Below are 19,424 nucleotides of genomic sequence, written 5' to 3'. Positions count from 1 at the left end.
GAATGTACACAACATAGGGGCGCACTTCCGGGTGGTCAAGAAGGCGCCGCCGCCAACAAGGGCGGCCGGCGCGCACCGCGGCGACGCCATCACCTGGCGTTTTTCCCGATTTTCTCGACACGTCGGGTCGAATGGAACCCAACCTGGAGCGCTACAGGCCTCGCCTCATCGCGAACCCTTGACAGTGATTGCATACATTGCTTGACTCCCTCGGCATGACAGAGCAGGCAGCGGCAGTCCCACGTCCCGGGGACGTCGAGCGCCGCCGGGACGAGGTCCCACCCCCCACCACCACACCGGTCCTGCATGCGCGGGGCATCGCTCGCAGCTTCGGCGCCGTGCGGGCACTGCGCGACGCGTCGCTGACGTTGCGGCGCGGCGAGGTCATGGCACTGATGGGCGACAACGGCGCCGGCAAGTCGACGCTGGTGAAGACGCTCGCCGGCGTGGTCACACCGGACCGCGGCGAGATCCTGGTCGACGGGACGCCCCGCCGGTTCGCCGGTCCCGCCGACGCGCTCGACGCCGGCATCGAGACCGTCTACCAGGACCTGTCACTGATCGACTCGATGAGCGCGGCGGAGAACGTCTTCCTCGGCCGGGAGCCGCTGGGCCGCGGCCCGGTGTCCCGGCTGCTGCGCCTGGTGGACCGCCGGGCGATGGCGCAGCGGACGCAGAAGGCCGTCGACCGCATCGGCGCCCGGCTGCCCTCGCTGTCCTCCCACGTGTCCTCGATGTCCGGCGGGCAGCGCCAGGCGCTCGCCGTCGCGCGGGCCACCATGTGGGGCCGCAACATCGTGATGCTCGACGAGCCGACCGCGGCGCTCGGCGTCACCGAGTCCGGGCACGTCCTGGAGATCATCACCGCGCTCAAACAGCAGGACATCGCCGTGCTGATGATCTCGCACAACCTCGAACACGTCTTCCGCGTCGCCGACCGGGTCACGGTCATGCGACAGGGACGCACGGTCGGCGAGCTGACCACCGCCGAGGCGTCCTCCGGCGACATCGTCGCGCTGATCACCGGAGCGGCGCCCGCCGCGACGGTGACCGAGTCCTGACACCGGCCACACCGGCCGAAGCAAGCCGAGAGAAGGGATCAGAGTGAGACGCAGATCGTTCGCGAGCGCCGCGCTCGTCGTCGCGCTGGGTATGACGGCGGCGGCCTGCTCCACCGAGGGGGCCGCCCCGGCGGCGCCCGCGGAGGGCAAGGCGATGGAGGCCAAGGACGTCCGGATCGGGTTCGCCAACTTCGCGGAGCCGGCCAGCCCCGTCCTCGGGGCCATCGACGTCGGCATGCGCAAGGAGGCCGAGAAGCGCGGGTGGGAGATTCTCGTGCTCAACAACGACCGGGACGGGCCGACAGCTGTCGCCAACGCCGAGACGATGGTCTCGCGCGGCGTCACCCACGTCGTGGAGTTCCAGGGCGACGGCAAGGTCGCGCCGCAGATCATGGACATCTTCAACAAGGCCGGGATCCCGGTCATCGCGATCGACATCGCCCACCCGGGCGCGCACTTCTTCGGGATCAACAACGTCGAGTCGGGGCGGCTGTCCGGCCGGGCCGGCGGGACGTACGCGAAGGAGAAGTGGGACTGCAAGCCGGACCTCGTCACGGTGCTGGAGAACGAGGAGTCGGGTGACGTGGCGCTGCTGCGCACCGAGGGCATCCTCAAGGGACTCAAGGAGGTGTGCCCGGACATCGACGGCGTCATCACCCGGCGCAACTCGCCGACCACGCCGGACGGCGCCCAGGGTGTCGCCCGCGACATCCTGGTCTCCAAGCCCGACGCGAAGAAGATCCTGGCGCTCGGCGGCAACGACAACATGATCATCGGCACCATCAACGCCGCGGAGCAGCTCAGCCGCGCCGGTGACATCTACGGCTACGGCCTCGGCGCCGACCTCATGCTGTTCGGGGTCGACACGCCGGGCCTGGGCGGCTCGACAGCGTTCTGGTACGAGGGCTACGCCAAGCAGATCTACACGATCCTCGACCGGATGGTCGGCGGCGAGAAGATCCCCGTGGTCGACTCACCGAAGGACCCGAACGCGCTGTTCAACCCGGTGTGCGCGTTCCCGAAGGACGCCGTGCCGTCCATCCCCCCGCTCAAGGAGCGGATCGACGCGCTCTACGCGAAGGACGCCCCGGCCAAGTCTGCCGCCGAGCAGTACTGTCCCGCGGGCACCGAGACGTACGGGCTCGACAAGTGAGCACCTGACCATGTCCCTGTCTGCCCCGCAGGCAGCCGTCCGGCGGAGCACGGTCCTTCCCGTGCTCCGCCGCCACGGCGCCACACTCGCCCTGGTCGCGCTCTGGGTCGCGCTGGTATTAGCCACCGCCGCGAAGTCGCCGGCCTTCCTGTCCCACCAGACCGTCATCGCCGTGGCCTTCAACATGGCGTTCATCGGCGTCCTCGTCGTCGGCGTCAGCCTGGTGATGCTCAGCGGCGCCGAGTTCGACCTGTCCGTCGGCGTCACGGCGGTCGCCGCCGCGCTGATCGCCGCCCAGTTGCTGACCGACGGCGCGTCGTTCGCCGTGGTCCTGGTGGCGGTGCTGGTGTTCGGCACGCTCATCGGCATCGTGAACGCGGTGCTGATCGTGCGCGTGCGCATCCACCCCATCGTCGCCACCCTCGGCACGATGTTCCTGGTCAGCGGCACCACCCGGCTGTTCATCGAGTTCGTGCCGATCCCGCGCGAGAGCTTCCTGCGCCGGCACGTCGCCGGCGACCTGTTCGGCGTACCGCGGGTCTTCTGGATCATGGTGCTGCTGCTCGCCGCCGTCGCGTTCGTGGTCGGCCGGATCCGCCTGGGCCGGCACGTCGTCGCGGTGGGCGGAAACCGGCACGCCGCGCTCGTACGGGGTCTGCGTCCGGACCGGATCCAGGCCGGCGCGCTGGTGTTCTGCGGCCTGGTCGCGGGGCTCGCCGGGCTGGTCCTCGCCTCCCAGGGCGACATCGTCCAGTCCACGCTGACCCCGGGCACCGAGTTCCGGGTGATCTCGATCCTGCTGCTCGGCGGGATGGCGCTCACCGGCGGCCGGGGCAGCTTCGTCGGCGTCGCCGCAGCGCTGCTGCTGCTCAACACGCTGCCCACGGCCATCGTCACCTGGGGGGTCTCCTCCAGTTGGCAGCCGGTCGTCGAGGGAGTCGTGCTCGCGGTCGCGCTCGCCGTCAACAGCGTCAGGAGCACACCATGACGACCACACGTACCCGGGCCGGATGGACCGGCCTGCTCAGCCGCCCGTCCGCCACGAGCGTGCTGCTGTTCGTGGTGGCGCTGGCCGCCGCGCTGAGCTTCGCGCCCGACTTCGCCAGCCGCGCCAACATCTCCAGCATGCTCGGCGACCTGCTCGCCCCGGCGATCATCCTGCTGGCGGCGAGCCTGGCGATGACCGGCGGCGTCGCCGACCTGAGCGTGGGCTCGGTCCTCGGCCTCGGCGCGGTCGTCTACGCCACCGTCTACACCGCTTCGGGTTCGTGGCAGGCGGGCGTGCTCGCCGCGCTCGGCGTCGGGCTGCTGGCCGGACTCACAAACGGCGTCCTCGCCCTGGCGTTCGGCGTCTGGCCGCTGATCGCCACGCTGGGCATGCTCGTCGCCGCCCGGGGCCTGGCCAAGGTGATCAGCGACGGCAGCTCGGTGGCGGCGTACACCCCGGAGCTGAGCACCGCGCTGAAGACCACGATCGGGCCGCTGCCGGTGCCGGTCCTGGTGGTGCTGGGACTCGCGCTGGTGTGCAGCGCGCTGGTCCGCCGGTCCCGCTGGGGCACCCACCTGCGGGCCACCGGGGGCGACGAGGTCGTCGCCGCCCGCGCCGGCATCCGGGCCGGCCGGGTCCGGCTGGCGCTGTTCGTGCTGACCAGCACCGCCGCCGCGGTCGCCGGCTGCGTCCAGGTCATGCGCACCGGCGCCTCGGCCATCACCCTCGGCGAGGGCACCGAGCTGTACGTCTACGGCGCGCTGCTGATCGCCGGGTTCCGGCTGGCCGGCGGCGGGCACGGAAGCCCGATGACCGCGTTCCTGAGCCTGCTCTCGCTGAGCATCGTGCTGAACATCTTCCGGCTGCGCGGCATGCCGCTGCCGCTGGGCGACATCCTGCTCGGCGTGACGCTGCTCGGCGCGGTGTCGCTCGGCTGGATCCGCGAGCGCACGCAGCGGCACTCCCCCGAGCCGGAACCCGAACCGGAGGCCCGGCCGCACGCCGTGCCGGCCTGAGCCTCCGCCCGCACCAACGAGACGACCGACGAGAGAACAGGGACGACATGAACGACTACGCCCGCGGCCCGCTGTCCGGCTTGCGCGTGATCGAAGCCGGGGTCCTGCTGGCCGGGCCGTTCTGCGGCCAGATCCTCGGCGACCTCGGCGCCGACGTGATCAAACTGGAGGAGCCGGGGCGGGGTGACCCGATGCGCGAGTGGGGACGCGAGCGCCCGTACGGCAAGTCGCTGTGGTTCCCGGTGCTCGGCCGGAACAAGCGCTCGGTGACCCTCAACCTGCGCGTCCCGGAGGGGCAGGAGGTGCTGCGCCGGCTCGCCGCCGAGGCCGACGTGCTGGTGGAGAACTTCCGGCCCGGCACGCTGGAGCGCTGGGGCGTCGGCCCGGACGTGCTGTGGGGCATCAACCCGCGGCTGGTGATCGTCCGGGTGTCCGCGTACGGGCAGTCCGGGCCGTACGCCGAACGCGCCGGGTACGGCTCGATCGGCGAGGCGATGGGCGGCATCCGCTACACCACTGGCGATCCCGACTCGCTGCCCAGCCGCGTCGGCATCAGCATCGGCGACTCGCTGGCCGGCACGTTCGCCGCTGTGGGCGCGATGGGCGCGCTGCGGGTGGCCGAGGCGACCGGCCGGGGCCAGATCGTCGACAGCGCCATCTACGAGTCGGTGCTCGCGCTGATGGAGTCGCTGGTGCCGGAGTACGCGATCGGCGGCTACACCCGGGAACGCACCGGCTCGATCCTGCCGAACATCGCGCCGAGCAACGTCTACGTCGCCTCCGACGGCGGCATGGTGGTGATCGCGGCGAACCAGGACACCGTCTTCCGGCGGCTCGCCGAGGCGATGGCGCAGCCGGAGCTGGCCGCCGACCCGCGGTTCGCCGGGCACACCGACCGCGGCCGGCACCAGCGCGAGCTGGACGAGCTGATCGCCAAGTGGTGCGCCGGCTACGCCGGGGACGAGCTGCTGGAGCTGCTGCACCGCCACGGTGTGCCCGCCGGGCGGATCTACACCGCCAAGGAGATGCTCGCCGACCCGCACTTCGCCGCCCGGGACGCGATCGTCCGGCTGGAGCACCCGGACCTCGGGGAGTTCCCGATGCAGAACGTCGTGCCCAAGCTGACCGCGACGCCCGGCGGTGTCCGCCGCGTCGGGCCCGAGCTGGGCGAGCACACCGACGAGGTGCTCCGCGACGTCGCCGGACTCGACGGCGACGAGATCTCGCGCCTGCGCGCCGCAGGCGTCGTCTGAGCCCCGCTCCACCCACCCACCACGGAAGGAAGCCCCTCATGGACAACTTCACCAAGACGTCGGTCACCATCGGCGCGGCGCAACGGATCCTCGCCGCCGCGATCGGCAAGGCCGAGCAGATGGCGCTGCCCTGCGTCATCGCCGTCGTCGACGAGAGCGGCGTGCTGAAGGCGTTCGCCCGGATGGACGGCGCCGCGCTGCTGTCGGTGCAGGTCGCGCAGGACAAGGCGTACACGGCGGCGGGATTCGGCATGCCCACCGACGGCTGGTACGACTTCATCAAGGACGACGCGCCGCTGGCCACCGGTGCGACCACCGGCATCGACCGGCTGGTGGTCTTCGGCGGCGGCTACCCGATCACCGCCGACGGCGCGGTGATCGGCGGCATCGGGGTCAGCGGCGGGCACTACACGCAGGACATGGAGGTCGCGCGCGCCGGGCTGGACGCCGTCGCGTGAGCCGGATGCCGGCACGGGAGGGGGGCCGCCCGGCCCTCGGCCCCGTGCCGGCTCCCGCCCGGCGCGCCCCGGCTGGTCCCGCCGGGGCGGAACGGCCGGGGCGGGCCGGAGCGGCCGGTTCACTCGATGCCGGCCAGCCAGGACTCGTAGTCGAGCGCGGCGGTCAGCTCCGGCCGGTCCCGGCCGCGCAGCGCGCGGGCCAGCGCCGAGGCCGGGCCCGCGCCGATCGAGGCGAGCCTCCCGGCGAGCGCGGCCCCGGCGTCCGGATCGTCCGACACCGAGCCGACCAGGCCGTGCCGCAGCGCCTCCTCGGCGTCGAGCGTGGCGCCGGTCCAGGCCAGGTGCGCCAGCACGCCGGCGCCGGCGACACCGGCGAGCAGCCGTCCGGCGCCGCCGGCCAGGAACGCCGCGGGCGAGCCGGTGCCGAACGTCGCGGTCGGCGCGGCGACGCGCAGGTCCGCCGCGAGCGCCAGGCCGAGCCCGAGACCGCGTACCGCGCCGGTCACGTGGACGACCACCGGGCCGGGCGCGGCCTGCACCCGCAGCACCAGTTCGTGCAACTGCCCGCGTACGACCGGCTGGGCGAGGTCGTCGGGCTCGTGCCGCCAGGCGTCGCCCTGGACCCGGATCAGCAGCGGCTCCCCCGGCGTACGGGCGTGGCGCTTGAGCGCGTCGAGCAGGGCCGCGCGGGCGGCCGGGCCGAGCCGTTCGCCCGGACCCGGGTCGGTGGCCTCGTGTACCTGCGTCACGTGTCTCTCCTATCGGCCGGTGAAGCGGGCCGGACGCTTCTCCAGGAACGCGTCGATGCCCTCGATGTGGTCGTCTGTGGACAGCAGCGTCAGCAGCAGCGAACGCTCGTGGGCGAGGCCGGCGGTCAGGCCGACCTCCTCGGCGGTACGCAGCGCCTGCTTGCCGAGGCGGGCCGCCACCGGGCTGCGGGCGGCGATCGAGGCGGCCAGCGCGATCCCCGCCTCGACCACCCGTTCGGCGGGCACCACCTGGCTGACCAGGCCGATGCGCTGCGCGGTCCAGGCGTCCACGAGGCGACCGCCCAGGACCAGCTCGGCGGCCCGGAACCGGCCGGCGACACGGGCCCAGCGCTGCGTGCCGCCGGCACCCGGGATGATGCCGAGGTTGATCTCCGGCTGGCCGAACACGGCGGAGTCGGCGGCGACCACGGCGTCACACGTCATGGCCAGTTCGCACCCGCCGCCCAGCACGTATCCGGCGACGGCGGCGACGGCCGGCTTGCCGAAGCGGGCGAACCGGTGCCAGCACTCCAGCCGTTCGGAGAGCAGGTAGTCGGCCGGGGACGTGCGGCGCAGCTCGCGGATGTCCGCGCCGGAGGCGAACAGCCGGGGGCCGCCGGTCAGCACCAGCACCCGTACCGCCGGGTCGGCCTCGGCCCGGTCCATCGCCGCGGCGAGCGCGCGCAGGACGTCGGCGCTGAGCGCGTTGCGTGTCTGCGGCCGGTCGATGGTGGCGACCGCCACCGCGTCGTGTACCGCGTAACCGACGGGTTCCACGGATCACCTCCCTGTCGTCCACACCAGGCGAACATACTCTTCGGTATGTCGTCAAGATCTTCGTGGACGGCGGAAGAAGCGCAATGCACAAGGGAAAACAGCATCCGGGAAGCGCTTGACATGCCTGCCTGGCACCACCTAGACATCTAGACATACGCAACGGTATGGCGCTGCGCGCAACGACCGGCCCGCGCCGGAGAACCGGGAGGCACCACGTGTCCGTGATCTGGGAGCCACGCCTCGACGACGAGGGGCGCCACTGGCGCGACCTCGCCCGGGACGTGGCGGCACGCCACTTCGCGCCGCTGGCCGAGGAACTCGACCGGGAGCAGCGCTACCCGTGGGAGAGCGTGCGGGTGCTCGTCGAGCAGGGGCTGGCCGGGCTGCTCGTGGAACGCGAGCACGGCGGGCGGGGCGCGTCGTTCGTGACCGCCTGCGCGGTCATCGAGGAGGTCTCCCGCGCCTGCCCGTCGACCGGCGCGATCCTCACCGCGTACGCGCTCGGCGCCACCCCGCTGATGCTGGCCGGCACGCCCCAGCAGCGCGAGCGCTACCTGGGCGGCCTGGCCCGGGGCGAGGCGATCAGCTTCGCGCTGACCGAGGAGGGTGCCGGCAGCGACGCCGCCCGGATCCGCACCACAGCCGAGCGCGAGGGCGCGGGCTGGCGGCTACGCGGCGAGAAGATCTACATCGGCAACGGCGGCGCGTCGCGGTACTACGTGGTCTTCGCGCTGACCGACCCGCAGGCCGGCACCCGCGGCATCACCGCGTTCCTGGTGGACAAGGACGCCGACGGCGTGGTCATCGACAGGTACGAGGACAAGATGGGCATCCGCGGGACGCTCACCAGCAACCTCAAGCTGGACATCTGGGTGCCCGACGGCGACGTGCTCGGCGACCTCAACCGGGGCATGCGGCTGGCCATGCGGACGCTGTCCGCCGGGCGGATCAGCGTCGCGGCCCAGTCGCTCGGCGTCGCCCTGGCCGGCTTCGACGTCGCGTCGCGGGAGGCGGCCCGGCGGGAGACGTTCGGCCGGCCGATCATCGACAACCAGGGCATCTCGTTCCCGCTGGCGGACGTGGCCACCGGCATCACCGCGGCCCGGATGATCACGTTCGAGGCCGCCCGGACGCACCAGGAGGGCGGCGACGTCGGCATCCTCGGCGCGATGGCCAAGCTGTACGCCAGCGAGGTCGCGCACCGGGCGGTGGACACCGCCGTGCAGGTGTTCGGCGGCGACGGCTTCTGCAAGCCCTGCCCGGCCGAACGGCTCTACCGGGACCAGCGGATCCTGGAGATCTACGAGGGCACCTCGGAGATCCAGCGGCTGGTGCTGGGCCGGGCGATCAAGGCGTCGGTGGCGGCATGAGCGCGTCCTGGCGGCTGAGCGTCGACTGGCCCGCGTCCGGCGCCGCGCGGGTGTTCGACCTGGCGCAGCAGATGTACACGGGCATCCCGCACCACCCGAACCACCCGCCGTACAGCTTCACACTCACCAAGCGGCACGGCGAGATCATGTACCCGGACGGCGTCTCCGCCGCCGCCGAGATGATCACCACGGGCGGACACGTGGGCACCCACGTCGACGGGCTCGCCCACGTCTCCCGGCTCGGCAAGGTGTACGGCGGCGTGGATGTCACCGCGAGCCAGTCGTACGCCGGCGGGGTGCCGGACGTGTCGGTGCACGAGCTGCCGCCGATGCTGGCGCCCGGTCACCTGGTGGACGCGACAGTGGCGCTCGGCCGGCCGTTGACACCGGCCGACGGCGTCGGCGCGGAGCTGTTCGAGCGCTGGTTCGCCGACCGGCCCCGCCCCCGCCCCGGCGCCGTGGTGCTGGTGCGCACCGGCTGGGACGAGAAGTGGACGGACAACGCCGCGTACCTCGGTGTCGCCACCGGCGCACCCGGCGTGGACGTCAGCGGCGCGCGCTGGCTCACCGACCACGGCGTGGTGGCGGCCGGCGCGGACACCATCGCGTTCGAGCACATGCCCAGCCCCGCGCTGGCCGTGCACTGCCACCTGCTCGTCGACAACGGCGTGCCGATCATGGAGGCGATGAACCTCGCGCCGCTGGCCGCCGAGCGGGTCTGGGACTTCTTCTTCATCGCCGCCCCGCTGTCCATCCGGGGCGGCACCGGGTCGCCGATCCGCCCGCTCGCCGTCGTACCCGACACCACCGCACCGGAGACCACAGCATGACCGCCGACGACGAGACCACCGCGCGTCCGCCCGCCCCCGGCCGGCGGGACATCCTGGAGGCCGCCGCCACCGCGTTCACCCGCAACGGGTACGCGGCCACCACCATCGACGACATCGCCCGCGAGATGGGCGCCACGAAGGGCCGCGTCTACCACTACTACCGGGCGAAGGCGGACGTCTTCCTGGACATCGTCACCACCGGCATGCAGGAGCTGATCGACGGGATCGAGCCGATCGCCGGCAACGCCGGCCTCGATCCGGCCAACCGGCTCTGGCGGATGGCGCACCACCACGCCGGCCTGATGATGACCCGCAACTCGTTCCAGCGGGTGGCGATGCGCGCGGTCGAGATGCGCCGGCTCGGCGAGGCCCCGGCCCAGCAGCAGGCGTTGGAGACCGTGATCGCCATGCGCGACCGGTACGAGCAGATCTTCGCCGACGTCATCGACGAGGGCCGCAAGGCCGGGGTGTTCCGCGAGGTGGACAGCCGGCTGGCCACCAAGCCGCTGCTCGGCGCGCTGAACTGGATCAGCCTCTGGTACGACCCGCAGCGCGGTGACTACAACACCCGCCAGCGGCTCGCCGACGAGTACGCCGACTTCATCGTCGGCGGGCTGCGCCGGAGCCCGCGATGACCGGGCCGTTCTCCGAGCGCCACTGGCACGAGGCCGAGACGTGGCCGCGCGAGCGGCTGGCCGCGTACCAGCTCACCCGCCTGAAGTCGCAACTGTCCTACGTGTACACCGCCAGCGACTTCTACCGCACCCGGTGGGACGCGCTCGGCTTCCACCCGGGCGACGTGCGCGAACTGGCCGACCTGCGCCGCCTGCCGCTGGTCGGCAAGGCCGACTACGTGGCCGACCTGGCCGCCCACCCGCCGTGGGGCAGCGCCGTCGCCGCGCCGGTCGCCGACCGCCGCCGCGTGCACTTCTCCTCCGGCACCACCTCGAACCCCACCCCGGTGCTGTGGACCGCGCACGACCTGGACCGCTGGGCCGACCTGTACGCGCGGGCCGCGTACAGCCAGGGCGTGCGGGACACCGACGTGTACCAGTGCCTGTTCAGCTACGCCTGGTTCGTCGGCGGGCTCGGCGCGACAGCCGGCTACCAGCGCATCGGCGTGACGCTGCTGCCCGCCGGCTCCGGCGACACCCAGCGCCAGATCGACACGATCTTCCGGTACGGCACCACAGCCGTCGGCGGCACACCGTCGTTCATGCTGCACCTGGCCGAGACCGCGGAACGCGCCGGCACCCCGCTGCGCGACTCGCCGGTGCGGCGCATCCAGGTCGGCGGCGAACCGGGCGCCGGGGTGCCGGCCACCCGCGCGCACATCGAGCAGCGCTGGGGCGCGAAGTGCTTCGACGGGTACGGCAGCCTGGAGTTCCAGCCGATCGCCTGGGAGTGCGAGGAACAGGCCGGCGGCCACCTGGCCGAGGACTTCGCGTACGCCGAGGTGCTCGACCCGTACACCCACGAGCCGGTGCCCGACGGCACGCCCGGCCTGCTGGTGCTCACCCACCTGGACAAGCGGGCCACGCCGCTGGTGCGGTGGGCGACCGGCGACGTGGTGGTCCGCGACAGCGCCGCCTGCCCGTGCGGGCGCACGCTCGCCCGGCTGCCGGGCGGCGTCGTCGGCCGGGCCGACGACATGCTCGTGGTACGCGGGGTGAACCTGTTCCCGTCCGCAGTCGAGCAGGTCGTCCGGGCCACGCCCGGCACCTGCGGCGAATACCTGATCGTCCTCGACGAGGACGTCACCGACCCGGCGACGGGCTACCTCACCGGCATCAAGCTGCGCGTCGAGGTGGCCGGCGACGGCCGGCGGGTCGCGCGCGAGCTGGCGCACGCCGTGCGCGCCGAGCTGACGGTGCGCGCGGTGGTGGAGACCGTCGCCGAGGGCACGCTGCCGCGCAGCACCCACAAGAGCAAGCGCGTCGTACGCGCCGACCGAGAGGCTCCGTGATGGACAGGCAAGCGTTCCTGGTCGGCGCCGTGCGGACCCCGCACGGCCGGTACGGTGGCGCGCTGCGCGACGTGCGGGTGGTGCGCCTGGGCGGGCTGGCCGGCGCCGAGGCGCTGGCGCGGGCCGGCGTGCCCGCCGAGGCGGTGGACGAGACGGTGGTGGCCAACTGCCGACAGGCGGGCAACGGGCCGAACCCGGGACGGCAGATCTCGCTCGCGGCCGGTGTGCCGGTGCCGGTCCCGGCGCAGACGATCAACATGGCCTGCGCCTCCGGCCTCAAGGCGGTGCAGCTCGCGCACCGGTCGGTGCTGTCCGGCGAGGCCGACGTGGCGCTGGCGGTGGCGGCCGAGAGCATGAGCACGATGCCGTACCTGGCGCCGTACACGCTGCGCTGGGACGGGGTGCGGCGCGGCGACGTCCTGCTCCAGGACGGCTGGCGCGACGGCGGCACCGACCCGATTTGCGGCATGAGCATGGGCGAGACGGCGGAGAAGGTGGCCCGCGAGTTCGGCGTGTCCCGCGCCGACCAGGACGCCTGGTCGGCGCGCAGCCACCAGCGGCTGGCCCGCGCCTGGGAGTCCGGCGCGATGGCCCGGGAGGTGCTGCCGCTGGACGAGCTGGACCGCGACGAGACGGTACGCCCCGACACCACACCGGACCGGCTCGCCCGGCTGCGTCCGTCCTTCACCGACGGCGGCACCGTCACGGCCGGCAACGCCAGCCAGATGGCCGACGGCGCCGCCGCGGTGGTGGTGGCCGGCGGCGAGGCGGTACGGCGGCACGGGCTCACCCCGCTGGGCCGGATCGTCGGGTTCGCGGCAGTCGGCGTCGACCCGACGATGATGGGCGTCGGACCGGCGGAGGCGATCCCGCTCGCCCTGCGCCGGGCCGGGCTGACCGTACGCGACGTGGACCTGTTCGAGATCAACGAGGCGTTCGGCGCGCAGATCGTGCAGAACGTGCGCGCGCTGGGCCTGGACGAGGAGCGGGTGAACGTCAACGGCGGCGGCATCGCCCTCGGCCACCCGACCGGCCAGAGCGGCGCCCGGCTGGTCGTCTCGCTGCTGCACGAGCTGGCCCGCCGCGACGGCCGGTACGGCGTGGCGAGCCTCTGCGTCGGCGGCGGGCAGGGCATCGCCGCGGTGATCGAGCGGGTGACCCGGTGATCGCCGTCGTGGTCGGCCTGGGCCCGATGGGCCGGGGCATCGCGCAGGTCCTCGCCGGGGCGGGGCACACCGTCCGGGTCGTGGACGCCACCGCCGAGCTGGGCCGCGCCGGCCTGGAGCGGATCCGTGCCGACGGCGCGACCGGCGATCTCGACGCCGCCGCCGACGTGGAGACCGCGCTGGCCGGCGCCGACGTGCTGATCGAGGCGATCGTGGAGGACATGGACGCCAAGCGCGCCCTGCTCGCCCGGGTCGCCGCCGCCGGCGGGCCGGACCTGCTCGTCGCCTCCAACACGTCGTCGCTGAGCGTCAACGAGATGGGCCGCGCGTTCGGCGCCCCGGAACGCCTGCTCGGGCTGCACTTCTTCAACCCGCCCACCCGGATGCGCCTGGTGGAGGTGATCTCCGGCGCGGCCACCGGCGAGGCGGCCGTACGGCGGGCGCTGGCGCTCGTGGAGTCGCTCGGCAAGACCGCTGTGGTGTGCCGGGACTCGCCGAACTTCATCGTCAACCGGGTCTGCCGGCCGCTGTACTACGAGGCGCAGCTCCTGCTCGCGCAGGGCGTCGAGGCGGCGGTGGTGGACGCGGTCGCCCGGGGCGCGCTCGGGCACCCGATGGGACCGCTGCAACTGCTCGACTTCACCGGGCTGCACACGCACCTGGCCTCCTCGGAGACCGCGCTGCGCGAGTTCGGCGACCCCCGCTACCGGCCCATCCCCCAGGTGCGCGCCCTGGTCCGGGCCGGCCTGACCGGCAAGGCCGCCGGCCGCGGCTTCTACGACTACGCCGCCGAGTCGCCGCGCGACGCCAACGCCCGGGTGGTCCGGCGGCCCGGGCCGCCGAACGGTCCGGCGGCCCGCGTGGTGAGCCTCGGCGCGCCGACCCCGCAGCGGGTGGCGGAGCTGGCCCGGCTGGCGGGGCGGCAGAACGTGGTGCTGGACAGCTCCGACGCCGGCTGGGCCGACGTGCTGCCCGCCGAGGTCGGCTGGATCCGGCTGCACCGGCGCGCCGACGACGCCGTGTTCGCCGAGGTGGTCGAGGACCCGGTCGCGGGCGTCGCCGTCCCCGGCTTCGTCGACCGGCTGCTGGATCACCTCGGCGCGCCGTCGGTGCGGGTGCCGGCGCTGCCCGGCCTGGTCGGCGATCGGCTCGCCCACTGCCTGGTGAACGAGGCGGCCACCGTGGTCGAGGAGGGCACCGCCACCGCCGACGACGTGGACGTGGCGCTGCGACTGGCGATGAACCATCCGCGCGGCCCGTTCGAGACGCTGCGATCGACAGGGGCGGGGACCGTGTACGAGGCGCTGCGGTCGATGGCCGACGCGTTCGGCGATCCCCGCTACCGGCCGGCGCAACTGCTGCGGCGGCAGGCGATCGGCGAGGCGAGGGCCGCCCGGTGACGCGGGACGACGACACCGGCGTGGGTGTGCTGCGCGCCGGCCTCCTCGCCGGTCGGCACGCCGTGGTGACCGGCGCCGGCAGCGGCATCGGCCGGGCGGTGGCGGTACGCCTGGTGGAGCTGGGCGCACACGTCACCGGGCTGGGCCGGCACGCGGACACGCTCGCCGCCACCGGCGAGGCGATCACCGGCGAGGCGGCCACCGGCGGCGGGCGTTACACGTACGCGGTCTGCGACGTCCGCGACCACGACCGCGCCGCCGCCACCGTCGCCGGGGCAGGCGAGGCGCACGGCATCGACCTGCTGGTGAACAACGCCGGCGGGCAGTTCTTCGCCCCCGCCACGCGGATCTCGGCGGGCGGCTGGGCGGCAGTGGTCGACCTGAACCTGACAAGCGTCTTCCACCTCACCACCGCCGCGTACCCGTACCTGCGGCGTGCCCGGGGCGCGGTGGTGAACATGTCGCTGTCCGGTGTGGAACGCGGCGGGCAGGGCATGGCGCACGCCGTCGCGGCCCGCGCCGGGGTGCTCGGGCTGACCCGGACGCTGGCCCTGGAGTGGGCCGCCGACGGCATCCGCCTCAACTGCCTCGGGCCGGGCACGGTGCTCACCGCCGCGCTCGACGCCGAGGCCGACCGGCACGTCCGGGACAACCTGGTGGACCGGGCCACGCCGCTGCGCCGCCCGACCCGCGCCGAGGAGGTCGCCGAGCTGGTGGCGTTCCTGGCCGGCCCGGCCGCCGCCATGATGACCGGCCAGCTCATCCAGCTCGACGGCGGCGCGCACCTGGGCCCGGGGCTGCACATGCTGGCCGAGGCGTACCGGTGAGCCGCGCCCTCGCCGCCGTCGTGGCCGAGCACGTACGACCGGGCCGGCGGGTCTACCTGGGCAACTTCGGCGCGCAACTGTTCGCCGTGGGCCACGAGATGATCCGGCAGCGGATCCGCGACGTGGACGTGGTGATCGCCTCCGGCGGGCTGCTGATGGACCAGTTGCTCGGAGCCGGCGTGCTGCGGTCGGCCACGTACGGCCACTGCTGGAGCCCGGTCGGCCCGGCGCCGGCCTGGAACTTCCGGCGGGCCGCGCAGGACGGCGACACCCGGGTCACGCTGCACGAGCTGAGTCTCGGGCTGCTCACCGCCGCGCTCACCGCCGGCGCCTGGCGGGTGCCGTTCATGCCGGTGCCGGACCTGCCCGGCACCGGCTACGTGGACGAGGACTGGAGCCGGGGCCGGCTGTCCCGGGTCGACTCGGCGTTCGGGGCGGCCCGGGTGGTGCGGGCCGAGCGGCCCGACGTGGCGTTCGTCCACGTGGACCTGGCCGACACCGGCGGCAACGGCGTGATCCGGGGCCCGCTGGGTGAGGTGCTGGTGGCCGCCCAGGCGTCCCGCCGTACCGTGCTCGTCGCCGAGCAGGTCACCGACGCGGAGACGGTCCGCGCCGCCGGGATCAGCATCCCCGGGCTGCTCGTCGACGCGGTGGTCGAGCACCCCGGCGCGGTGCGCCCGGACGGCGCGGTCGGCCGGTACCCGCGCGACGTGCGGGCGTACGAGCGGTACGCCAGCTGTTCGGCCACGCCCGACGGGTTCCGGCGGTGGCTCGCCGAGGAGGTGCGGTGACCACCGCCGACTTCCTGGTCCGGGCGGCTCGGGAGTTCCGGCGCGGCGGCTGGGTGTTCACCGGCTTCCACTGGCCGGTGCTCGCCGGCCAGTGCGCGTACGCGCTGCCCGGCGAGCCGTTCAGTCAGGTCTTCGAGGCCGGCGCCAGCGCGCACCGGCCCGGCGCCGACGTGCCGACGAGCACCACCGACTACCCCGCGTACGCCGACGGGTTCGGCTGGCTGGGCGGCACCGCCGACGTGCTGCTGGCGATGGGTCACCGGTTCGACCGGGTGGTGCTCGACGCCGGCAACGTCGACCTGCGCGGCCGGATCAACTCGTCGTACCTGGGCCCCCGGGAGCGGCCCACGGTGCGGCTGCCCGGCGGCGGGGGCGCCGCCGACATCGCGGCGGCGGCGCGGGAACTGGTGCTCCTGCACGGGGCGAGGGATCCGCGCCGGATCGTGCGCGCGGTCGAGCACGTGACCGCCGCGCCCGCACCGGACGCGCTGGTGCGGCTGCACACCCGGTGGGGCGTGGTGCGGCTCGGCGCCGACCCACGGCTGGAGGAGGTCACCGCCGACGGCGAGGTGCTGCGCGGCCACCTGGCCGCGCTCGGCGTACCCGTCGGCGACGCGGCGCCCGCGCCGCCGGTCGGCGACGCCGAACGCGCCGCGGCGGTCGGCGTACTGCGGCGGGCCGCCGCGCGCGGTTACTCAGTGGCGAAGGGAACGGACAGGGGATGACTGACGACGATCTCGGCAAGCTGCGCCGGCAGGTACGGGAGCTGGTCGGCGAGTGGCGCGACGACGACCGGTTCCGGCCGGTGTGCGACGCGTGGCTGCGCTCGTACGACACGGAGTTCAGCCGCGCGCTGGCCGGCCGGGGCTGGATCGGCCTGACCTGGCCGCGCGAGTACGGCGGGCAGGCCCGCTCGAACCGGGCCCGGCTGGTGGTCACCGAGGAGCTGCTGCGCGCCGGGGCGCCGGTGGCGGCGCACTGGATCGCGGACCGGCAGATCGGCCCGGCCGTCCTGCGGTACGGCTCCCCCGCGCTGCGCGAGCGGTACCTGCCGGCGATCGCCGCCGGTGCGGTGACGTTCTGCCTCGGCATGAGCGAGACCGAGTCCGGCAGCGACCTCGCCTCGGTGCGTACCACCGCCCGCCCGGACGGCGACGGCTGGCGGCTCACCGGCGGCAAGATCTGGACCAGTCACGCCCACCGGTCCACGCACGCCTACGTGCTGTGCCGTACCGGCACCGGCGGCGACCGGCACGAGGGGCTGACCGAGCTGATCGTGGACATGTCCGCGCCCGGTGTCACCGTCCGGCCGATCGTCGACCTGCGCGGCGAGCACCACTTCAACGAGGTCGTCTTCGACGACGTGCGCGTGCCCGGCGACCACGTGCTGGGCACCGCCGGCAACGGCTGGACGCAGGTCACCGAGCAGCTGTCCTTCGAGCGCGGCGGGATGGAGCGGGTGCTCAGCACGTATCCGCTGCTGGCCGCCACGATCGACGCGTGCGCGGACCGGCGGGACGCGGACGCGGTGCTCGGCGAGGCGCTGGCCCGGCTGGCCGGGCTGCGCGGCCTGGCCTGGCGCATCGCCGGTGAGCTGGACGGCGGGCGGGCCCCGGTGCACGCGGCGGCGGTGCTGAAGGACCTGGGCACCGAGTTCGAGGCGGACGTCAACGAGATCGCCCGTACCGTGCTCGACGTCGAGCCCGACCCCGACGGCGACGGACCGGCCGGGCTGCTCGCCCAGGGGCTGCTGGCCGCGCCGGGCTTCTCGATCCGCGGCGGTACCACCGAGGTGCTGCGCACAATCATCGCCAAGGACGCCGCCCGGTCGCCCCGGCGCGGCGGCGACGAGCTGCGGGAACTGACCGACGACGTGCTCGGCGGGCACGGCGGCGACCCGGACGGCCTGCCCGCGCTCTGGTCCACGGTGCACGAGCTGGGCTGGACCGGCGTGTCGGTGCCCGAGGGCGCGGGCGGCTCCGGCGGCACGCTCACCGACCTGGCCGCGCTCGTACGCGGGCTGGGCCGCCACGGCGTCTCCCTACCGCTGGCCGAGACCGTGCTGGCCGCCCGGCAGCTCGCCGCCGCCGGCCGCGACCTGCCCGACGGCGTCGCCACTGTGGTCACCGGAGGCGGGCTCACGGTGGCCGGCGGGCGGCTGCGCGGCACGGCCGCCCGCGTGCCGTGGGCCGCCGCCGCGCGGACCCTGCTGGTGTACGCGGGCGACGAGGCCTTCGTGGTGCCCGCCGACCATCCCGGCGTCCGGGTCGCACCCGGCCGCAACCTGGCCGCCGAGCCGCGCGACGACGTCGCGTTCGACGTGCCGGTCACCGACGGCATGCGGCTCACCGGCGCCGCCCCCGCCGCGACGGTACGCGCCGAGGCGGCGCTGCTGACCGCCGCCGCGCTCACCGGCGCGCTGGAGACAGCCGTGGAGCACACCCGGCAGCACGTGACGACGCGGGAGCAGTTCGGCCGGCCGTTGCTGGCGTTCCAGGCGGTCGGGCAGACACTGGCCCGGATGACGTCGCACACGCTGCTGGCCGGCACCGCGGTGGACGCCGCGCTGGCCGGCCCGGACCCGCTGCGGGTCGCCGCCGCGCGGGTGCTCAGCGGCCGGGCCGCGACGCTGGTGGCGCGCGGCGCGCACCAACTGCACGGGGCGATGGGCGTGACCCGGGAGCACCCGCTGCACCTGTCCACCCGCAGGCTCTGGTCCTGGCGGGACGAGAACGGCACTCAGCGGTTCTGGGCCGCCACGCTCGGCGCGGCGCTGGTGCCGCGCGGCAGCGCGGGCGTCTGGTCCTGGCTGACCGAGCAGGAGGACGAGTCATGAGCAGAGTGGAACTGCACAACGCGGACGGGCGCTGGACGCTCACACTCAACGACCCGGACCGGCGCAACGCCATCGACGCGGAGATGCGCGACGCGCTCGGTGACGCGATCGCCGAGGTGGCCGCCGACCGGTACGCCCGTACGCTCGTGGTCACCGGCGCGGGCACGGCGTTCTGCGCGGGCGCCGACCTGCCCGCGATGTTCGGCGAGCCCGGCCGCGGCGTCGCGGAGATCCGCGCCGACCTGCACCGCGTCTACGACAGCTTCCTGCGGGTACGGGCGCTGCCGATCCCGACGATCGCCGCGGTGCAGGGACCGGCGGTGGGCGCCGGGCTGAACCTGGCGCTGGCGTGCGACACCCGGATCGTCGGGCCGAAGGCGAAGCTGATCGCGTCGTTCACGAAGCTCGGCCTGCACCCGGGGGGCGGCTGCACCTGGTTCCTCACCCGGGCGCTCGGCCCGGAGCGCGCCCTGCAACTGCTGCTCGACGGCGGGAGCGTGGACGGACCAGAGGCGGTACGCGTCGGGCTCGCCGCGACACTCGCCGACGACCCGCTGGCGGCCGCGCACGAGCGCGCCGAGCGGTGGGCGGCGCTGGACCCGGCGCTGGCCCGGGACATCAAGACGTCGGTGCGCACCGCGGAGACGTCCGGTTTCGCCGCCGCCCTGGAGTTCGAGTCGTGGGCGCAGGCGTCCTCGGCGACCGGGCCGGCGATCCAGGAGGCGGTGGCCGCGTTCCGCAGGTGAGCCGGCCGGCGTGAACCGGGCGGGGCGCTCCTGTGCG

At 74.4% G+C, this 19,424-nt stretch carries 19 protein-coding genes; 17 read left to right on the top strand and 2 right to left on the bottom strand.

Annotation, left to right across the window (positions count from 1 at the left end):
• Positions 1-215: 215 nt before the first annotated feature.
• The 6 genes from AB0D28_RS06415 to AB0D28_RS06390 all read left to right on the top strand — a co-directional run bounded on the left by AB0D28_RS06415 (position 216) and on the right by AB0D28_RS06390 (position 5,929).
• The gene (locus AB0D28_RS06415; RefSeq protein ID WP_357382873.1) at positions 216-1,061 is read left to right on the top strand and encodes an ATP-binding cassette domain-containing protein; all 846 of its coding nucleotides are present in this window, start codon (positions 216-218) and stop codon (positions 1,059-1,061) included.
• Between the two features lie 43 nt (positions 1,062-1,104).
• On the top strand, positions 1,105-2,214 hold the full coding sequence (locus AB0D28_RS06410) for a substrate-binding domain-containing protein (protein WP_357382871.1): 1,110 nt from the start codon (positions 1,105-1,107) through the stop codon (positions 2,212-2,214).
• A 61-nt stretch (positions 2,215-2,275) separates the two neighbouring features.
• Positions 2,276-3,202 carry an ABC transporter permease gene (locus AB0D28_RS06405; protein WP_357382869.1) on the top strand — a complete coding sequence of 309 codons (927 nt, stop codon included), beginning with the start codon at positions 2,276-2,278 and terminating at the stop codon, positions 3,200-3,202.
• On the top strand, positions 3,199-4,218 hold the full coding sequence (locus AB0D28_RS06400; protein ID WP_357382867.1) for an ABC transporter permease: 1,020 nt from the start codon (positions 3,199-3,201) through the stop codon (positions 4,216-4,218). Before AB0D28_RS06405 ends, AB0D28_RS06400 begins: the two co-directional genes overlap by 4 nt.
• A 47-nt stretch (positions 4,219-4,265) precedes the next feature.
• Positions 4,266-5,471 carry a CaiB/BaiF CoA-transferase family protein gene (locus tag AB0D28_RS06395; RefSeq protein WP_357382865.1) on the top strand — a complete coding sequence of 402 codons (1,206 nt, stop codon included), beginning with the start codon at positions 4,266-4,268 and terminating at the stop codon, positions 5,469-5,471.
• A 38-nt stretch (positions 5,472-5,509) separates the two neighbouring features.
• Positions 5,510-5,929, top strand: coding sequence for a heme-binding protein (locus AB0D28_RS06390; protein ID WP_357382863.1), 420 nt, complete (start codon positions 5,510-5,512; stop codon positions 5,927-5,929).
• Between the two features lie 119 nt (positions 5,930-6,048).
• On the opposite strand, the gene AB0D28_RS06385 is transcribed toward AB0D28_RS06390, so the two are convergent.
• Entirely contained in the window at positions 6,049-6,678 is a 630-nt protein-coding gene (locus AB0D28_RS06385) for an enoyl-CoA hydratase-related protein (protein WP_357382861.1), read from the bottom strand.
• A 9-nt stretch (positions 6,679-6,687) separates the two neighbouring features.
• Positions 6,688-7,455 (bottom strand): enoyl-CoA hydratase-related protein, encoded by a 768-nt coding sequence (locus AB0D28_RS06380; RefSeq protein ID WP_357382859.1) that lies wholly within the window; start codon positions 7,453-7,455, stop codon positions 6,688-6,690.
• A 215-nt stretch (positions 7,456-7,670) separates the two neighbouring features.
• Here AB0D28_RS06380 and AB0D28_RS06375 point away from each other — a divergent pair, with 215 nt between their 5' ends.
• From AB0D28_RS06375 to AB0D28_RS06325, 11 genes are read left to right on the top strand one after another with little or no spacing between them, the layout of a single operon-like run.
• Positions 7,671-8,825: an acyl-CoA dehydrogenase family protein gene (locus AB0D28_RS06375; protein WP_357382857.1), complete on the top strand. Its 1,155-nt coding sequence runs from the start codon at positions 7,671-7,673 to the stop codon at positions 8,823-8,825.
• Positions 8,822-9,655, top strand: a complete 834-nt coding sequence (locus AB0D28_RS06370; protein ID WP_357382855.1) for a cyclase family protein — start codon at positions 8,822-8,824, stop codon at positions 9,653-9,655. Before AB0D28_RS06375 ends, AB0D28_RS06370 begins: the two co-directional genes overlap by 4 nt.
• On the top strand, positions 9,652-10,290 hold the full coding sequence (locus AB0D28_RS06365) for a TetR/AcrR family transcriptional regulator (RefSeq protein WP_357382853.1): 639 nt from the start codon (positions 9,652-9,654) through the stop codon (positions 10,288-10,290). Before AB0D28_RS06370 ends, AB0D28_RS06365 begins: the two co-directional genes overlap by 4 nt.
• Positions 10,287-11,621, top strand: a complete 1,335-nt coding sequence (locus tag AB0D28_RS06360; protein ID WP_357382851.1) for an AMP-binding protein — start codon at positions 10,287-10,289, stop codon at positions 11,619-11,621. Before AB0D28_RS06365 ends, AB0D28_RS06360 begins: the two co-directional genes overlap by 4 nt.
• Positions 11,621-12,787 carry a thiolase family protein gene (locus AB0D28_RS06355; protein ID WP_357383221.1) on the top strand — a complete coding sequence of 389 codons (1,167 nt, stop codon included), beginning with the start codon at positions 11,621-11,623 and terminating at the stop codon, positions 12,785-12,787. The genes AB0D28_RS06360 and AB0D28_RS06355 overlap by 1 nt, the downstream gene beginning before the upstream one ends.
• The gene (locus AB0D28_RS06350) at positions 12,784-14,187 is read left to right on the top strand and encodes a 3-hydroxyacyl-CoA dehydrogenase NAD-binding domain-containing protein (RefSeq protein ID WP_357382849.1); all 1,404 of its coding nucleotides are present in this window, start codon (positions 12,784-12,786) and stop codon (positions 14,185-14,187) included. The genes AB0D28_RS06355 and AB0D28_RS06350 overlap by 4 nt, the downstream gene beginning before the upstream one ends.
• A complete protein-coding gene (locus AB0D28_RS06345) occupies positions 14,184-15,014 on the top strand; it encodes an SDR family oxidoreductase (protein WP_357382847.1) in 831 nt (276 codons plus the stop codon). Before AB0D28_RS06350 ends, AB0D28_RS06345 begins: the two co-directional genes overlap by 4 nt.
• Entirely contained in the window at positions 15,011-15,805 is a 795-nt protein-coding gene (locus AB0D28_RS06340) for a CoA-transferase (protein ID WP_357382845.1), read from the top strand. The genes AB0D28_RS06345 and AB0D28_RS06340 overlap by 4 nt, the downstream gene beginning before the upstream one ends.
• The gene (locus AB0D28_RS06335) at positions 15,802-16,530 is read left to right on the top strand and encodes a co-chaperone HscB (protein WP_357382843.1); all 729 of its coding nucleotides are present in this window, start codon (positions 15,802-15,804) and stop codon (positions 16,528-16,530) included. The genes AB0D28_RS06340 and AB0D28_RS06335 overlap by 4 nt, the downstream gene beginning before the upstream one ends.
• On the top strand, positions 16,527-18,641 hold the full coding sequence (locus AB0D28_RS06330) for an acyl-CoA dehydrogenase family protein (protein WP_357382841.1): 2,115 nt from the start codon (positions 16,527-16,529) through the stop codon (positions 18,639-18,641). The genes AB0D28_RS06335 and AB0D28_RS06330 overlap by 4 nt, the downstream gene beginning before the upstream one ends.
• A complete protein-coding gene (locus AB0D28_RS06325; RefSeq protein ID WP_357382839.1) occupies positions 18,638-19,387 on the top strand; it encodes an enoyl-CoA hydratase in 750 nt (249 codons plus the stop codon). Before AB0D28_RS06330 ends, AB0D28_RS06325 begins: the two co-directional genes overlap by 4 nt.
• Positions 19,388-19,424: the final 37 nt, after the last annotated feature.

Origin of the sequence: Micromonospora sp. NPDC048169 (assembly GCF_040652815.1) — a bacterium.
Lineage (GTDB): Bacteria > Actinomycetota > Actinomycetes > Mycobacteriales > Micromonosporaceae > Micromonospora.
This window is presented reverse-complemented; position numbering and strand designations above follow the sequence as displayed.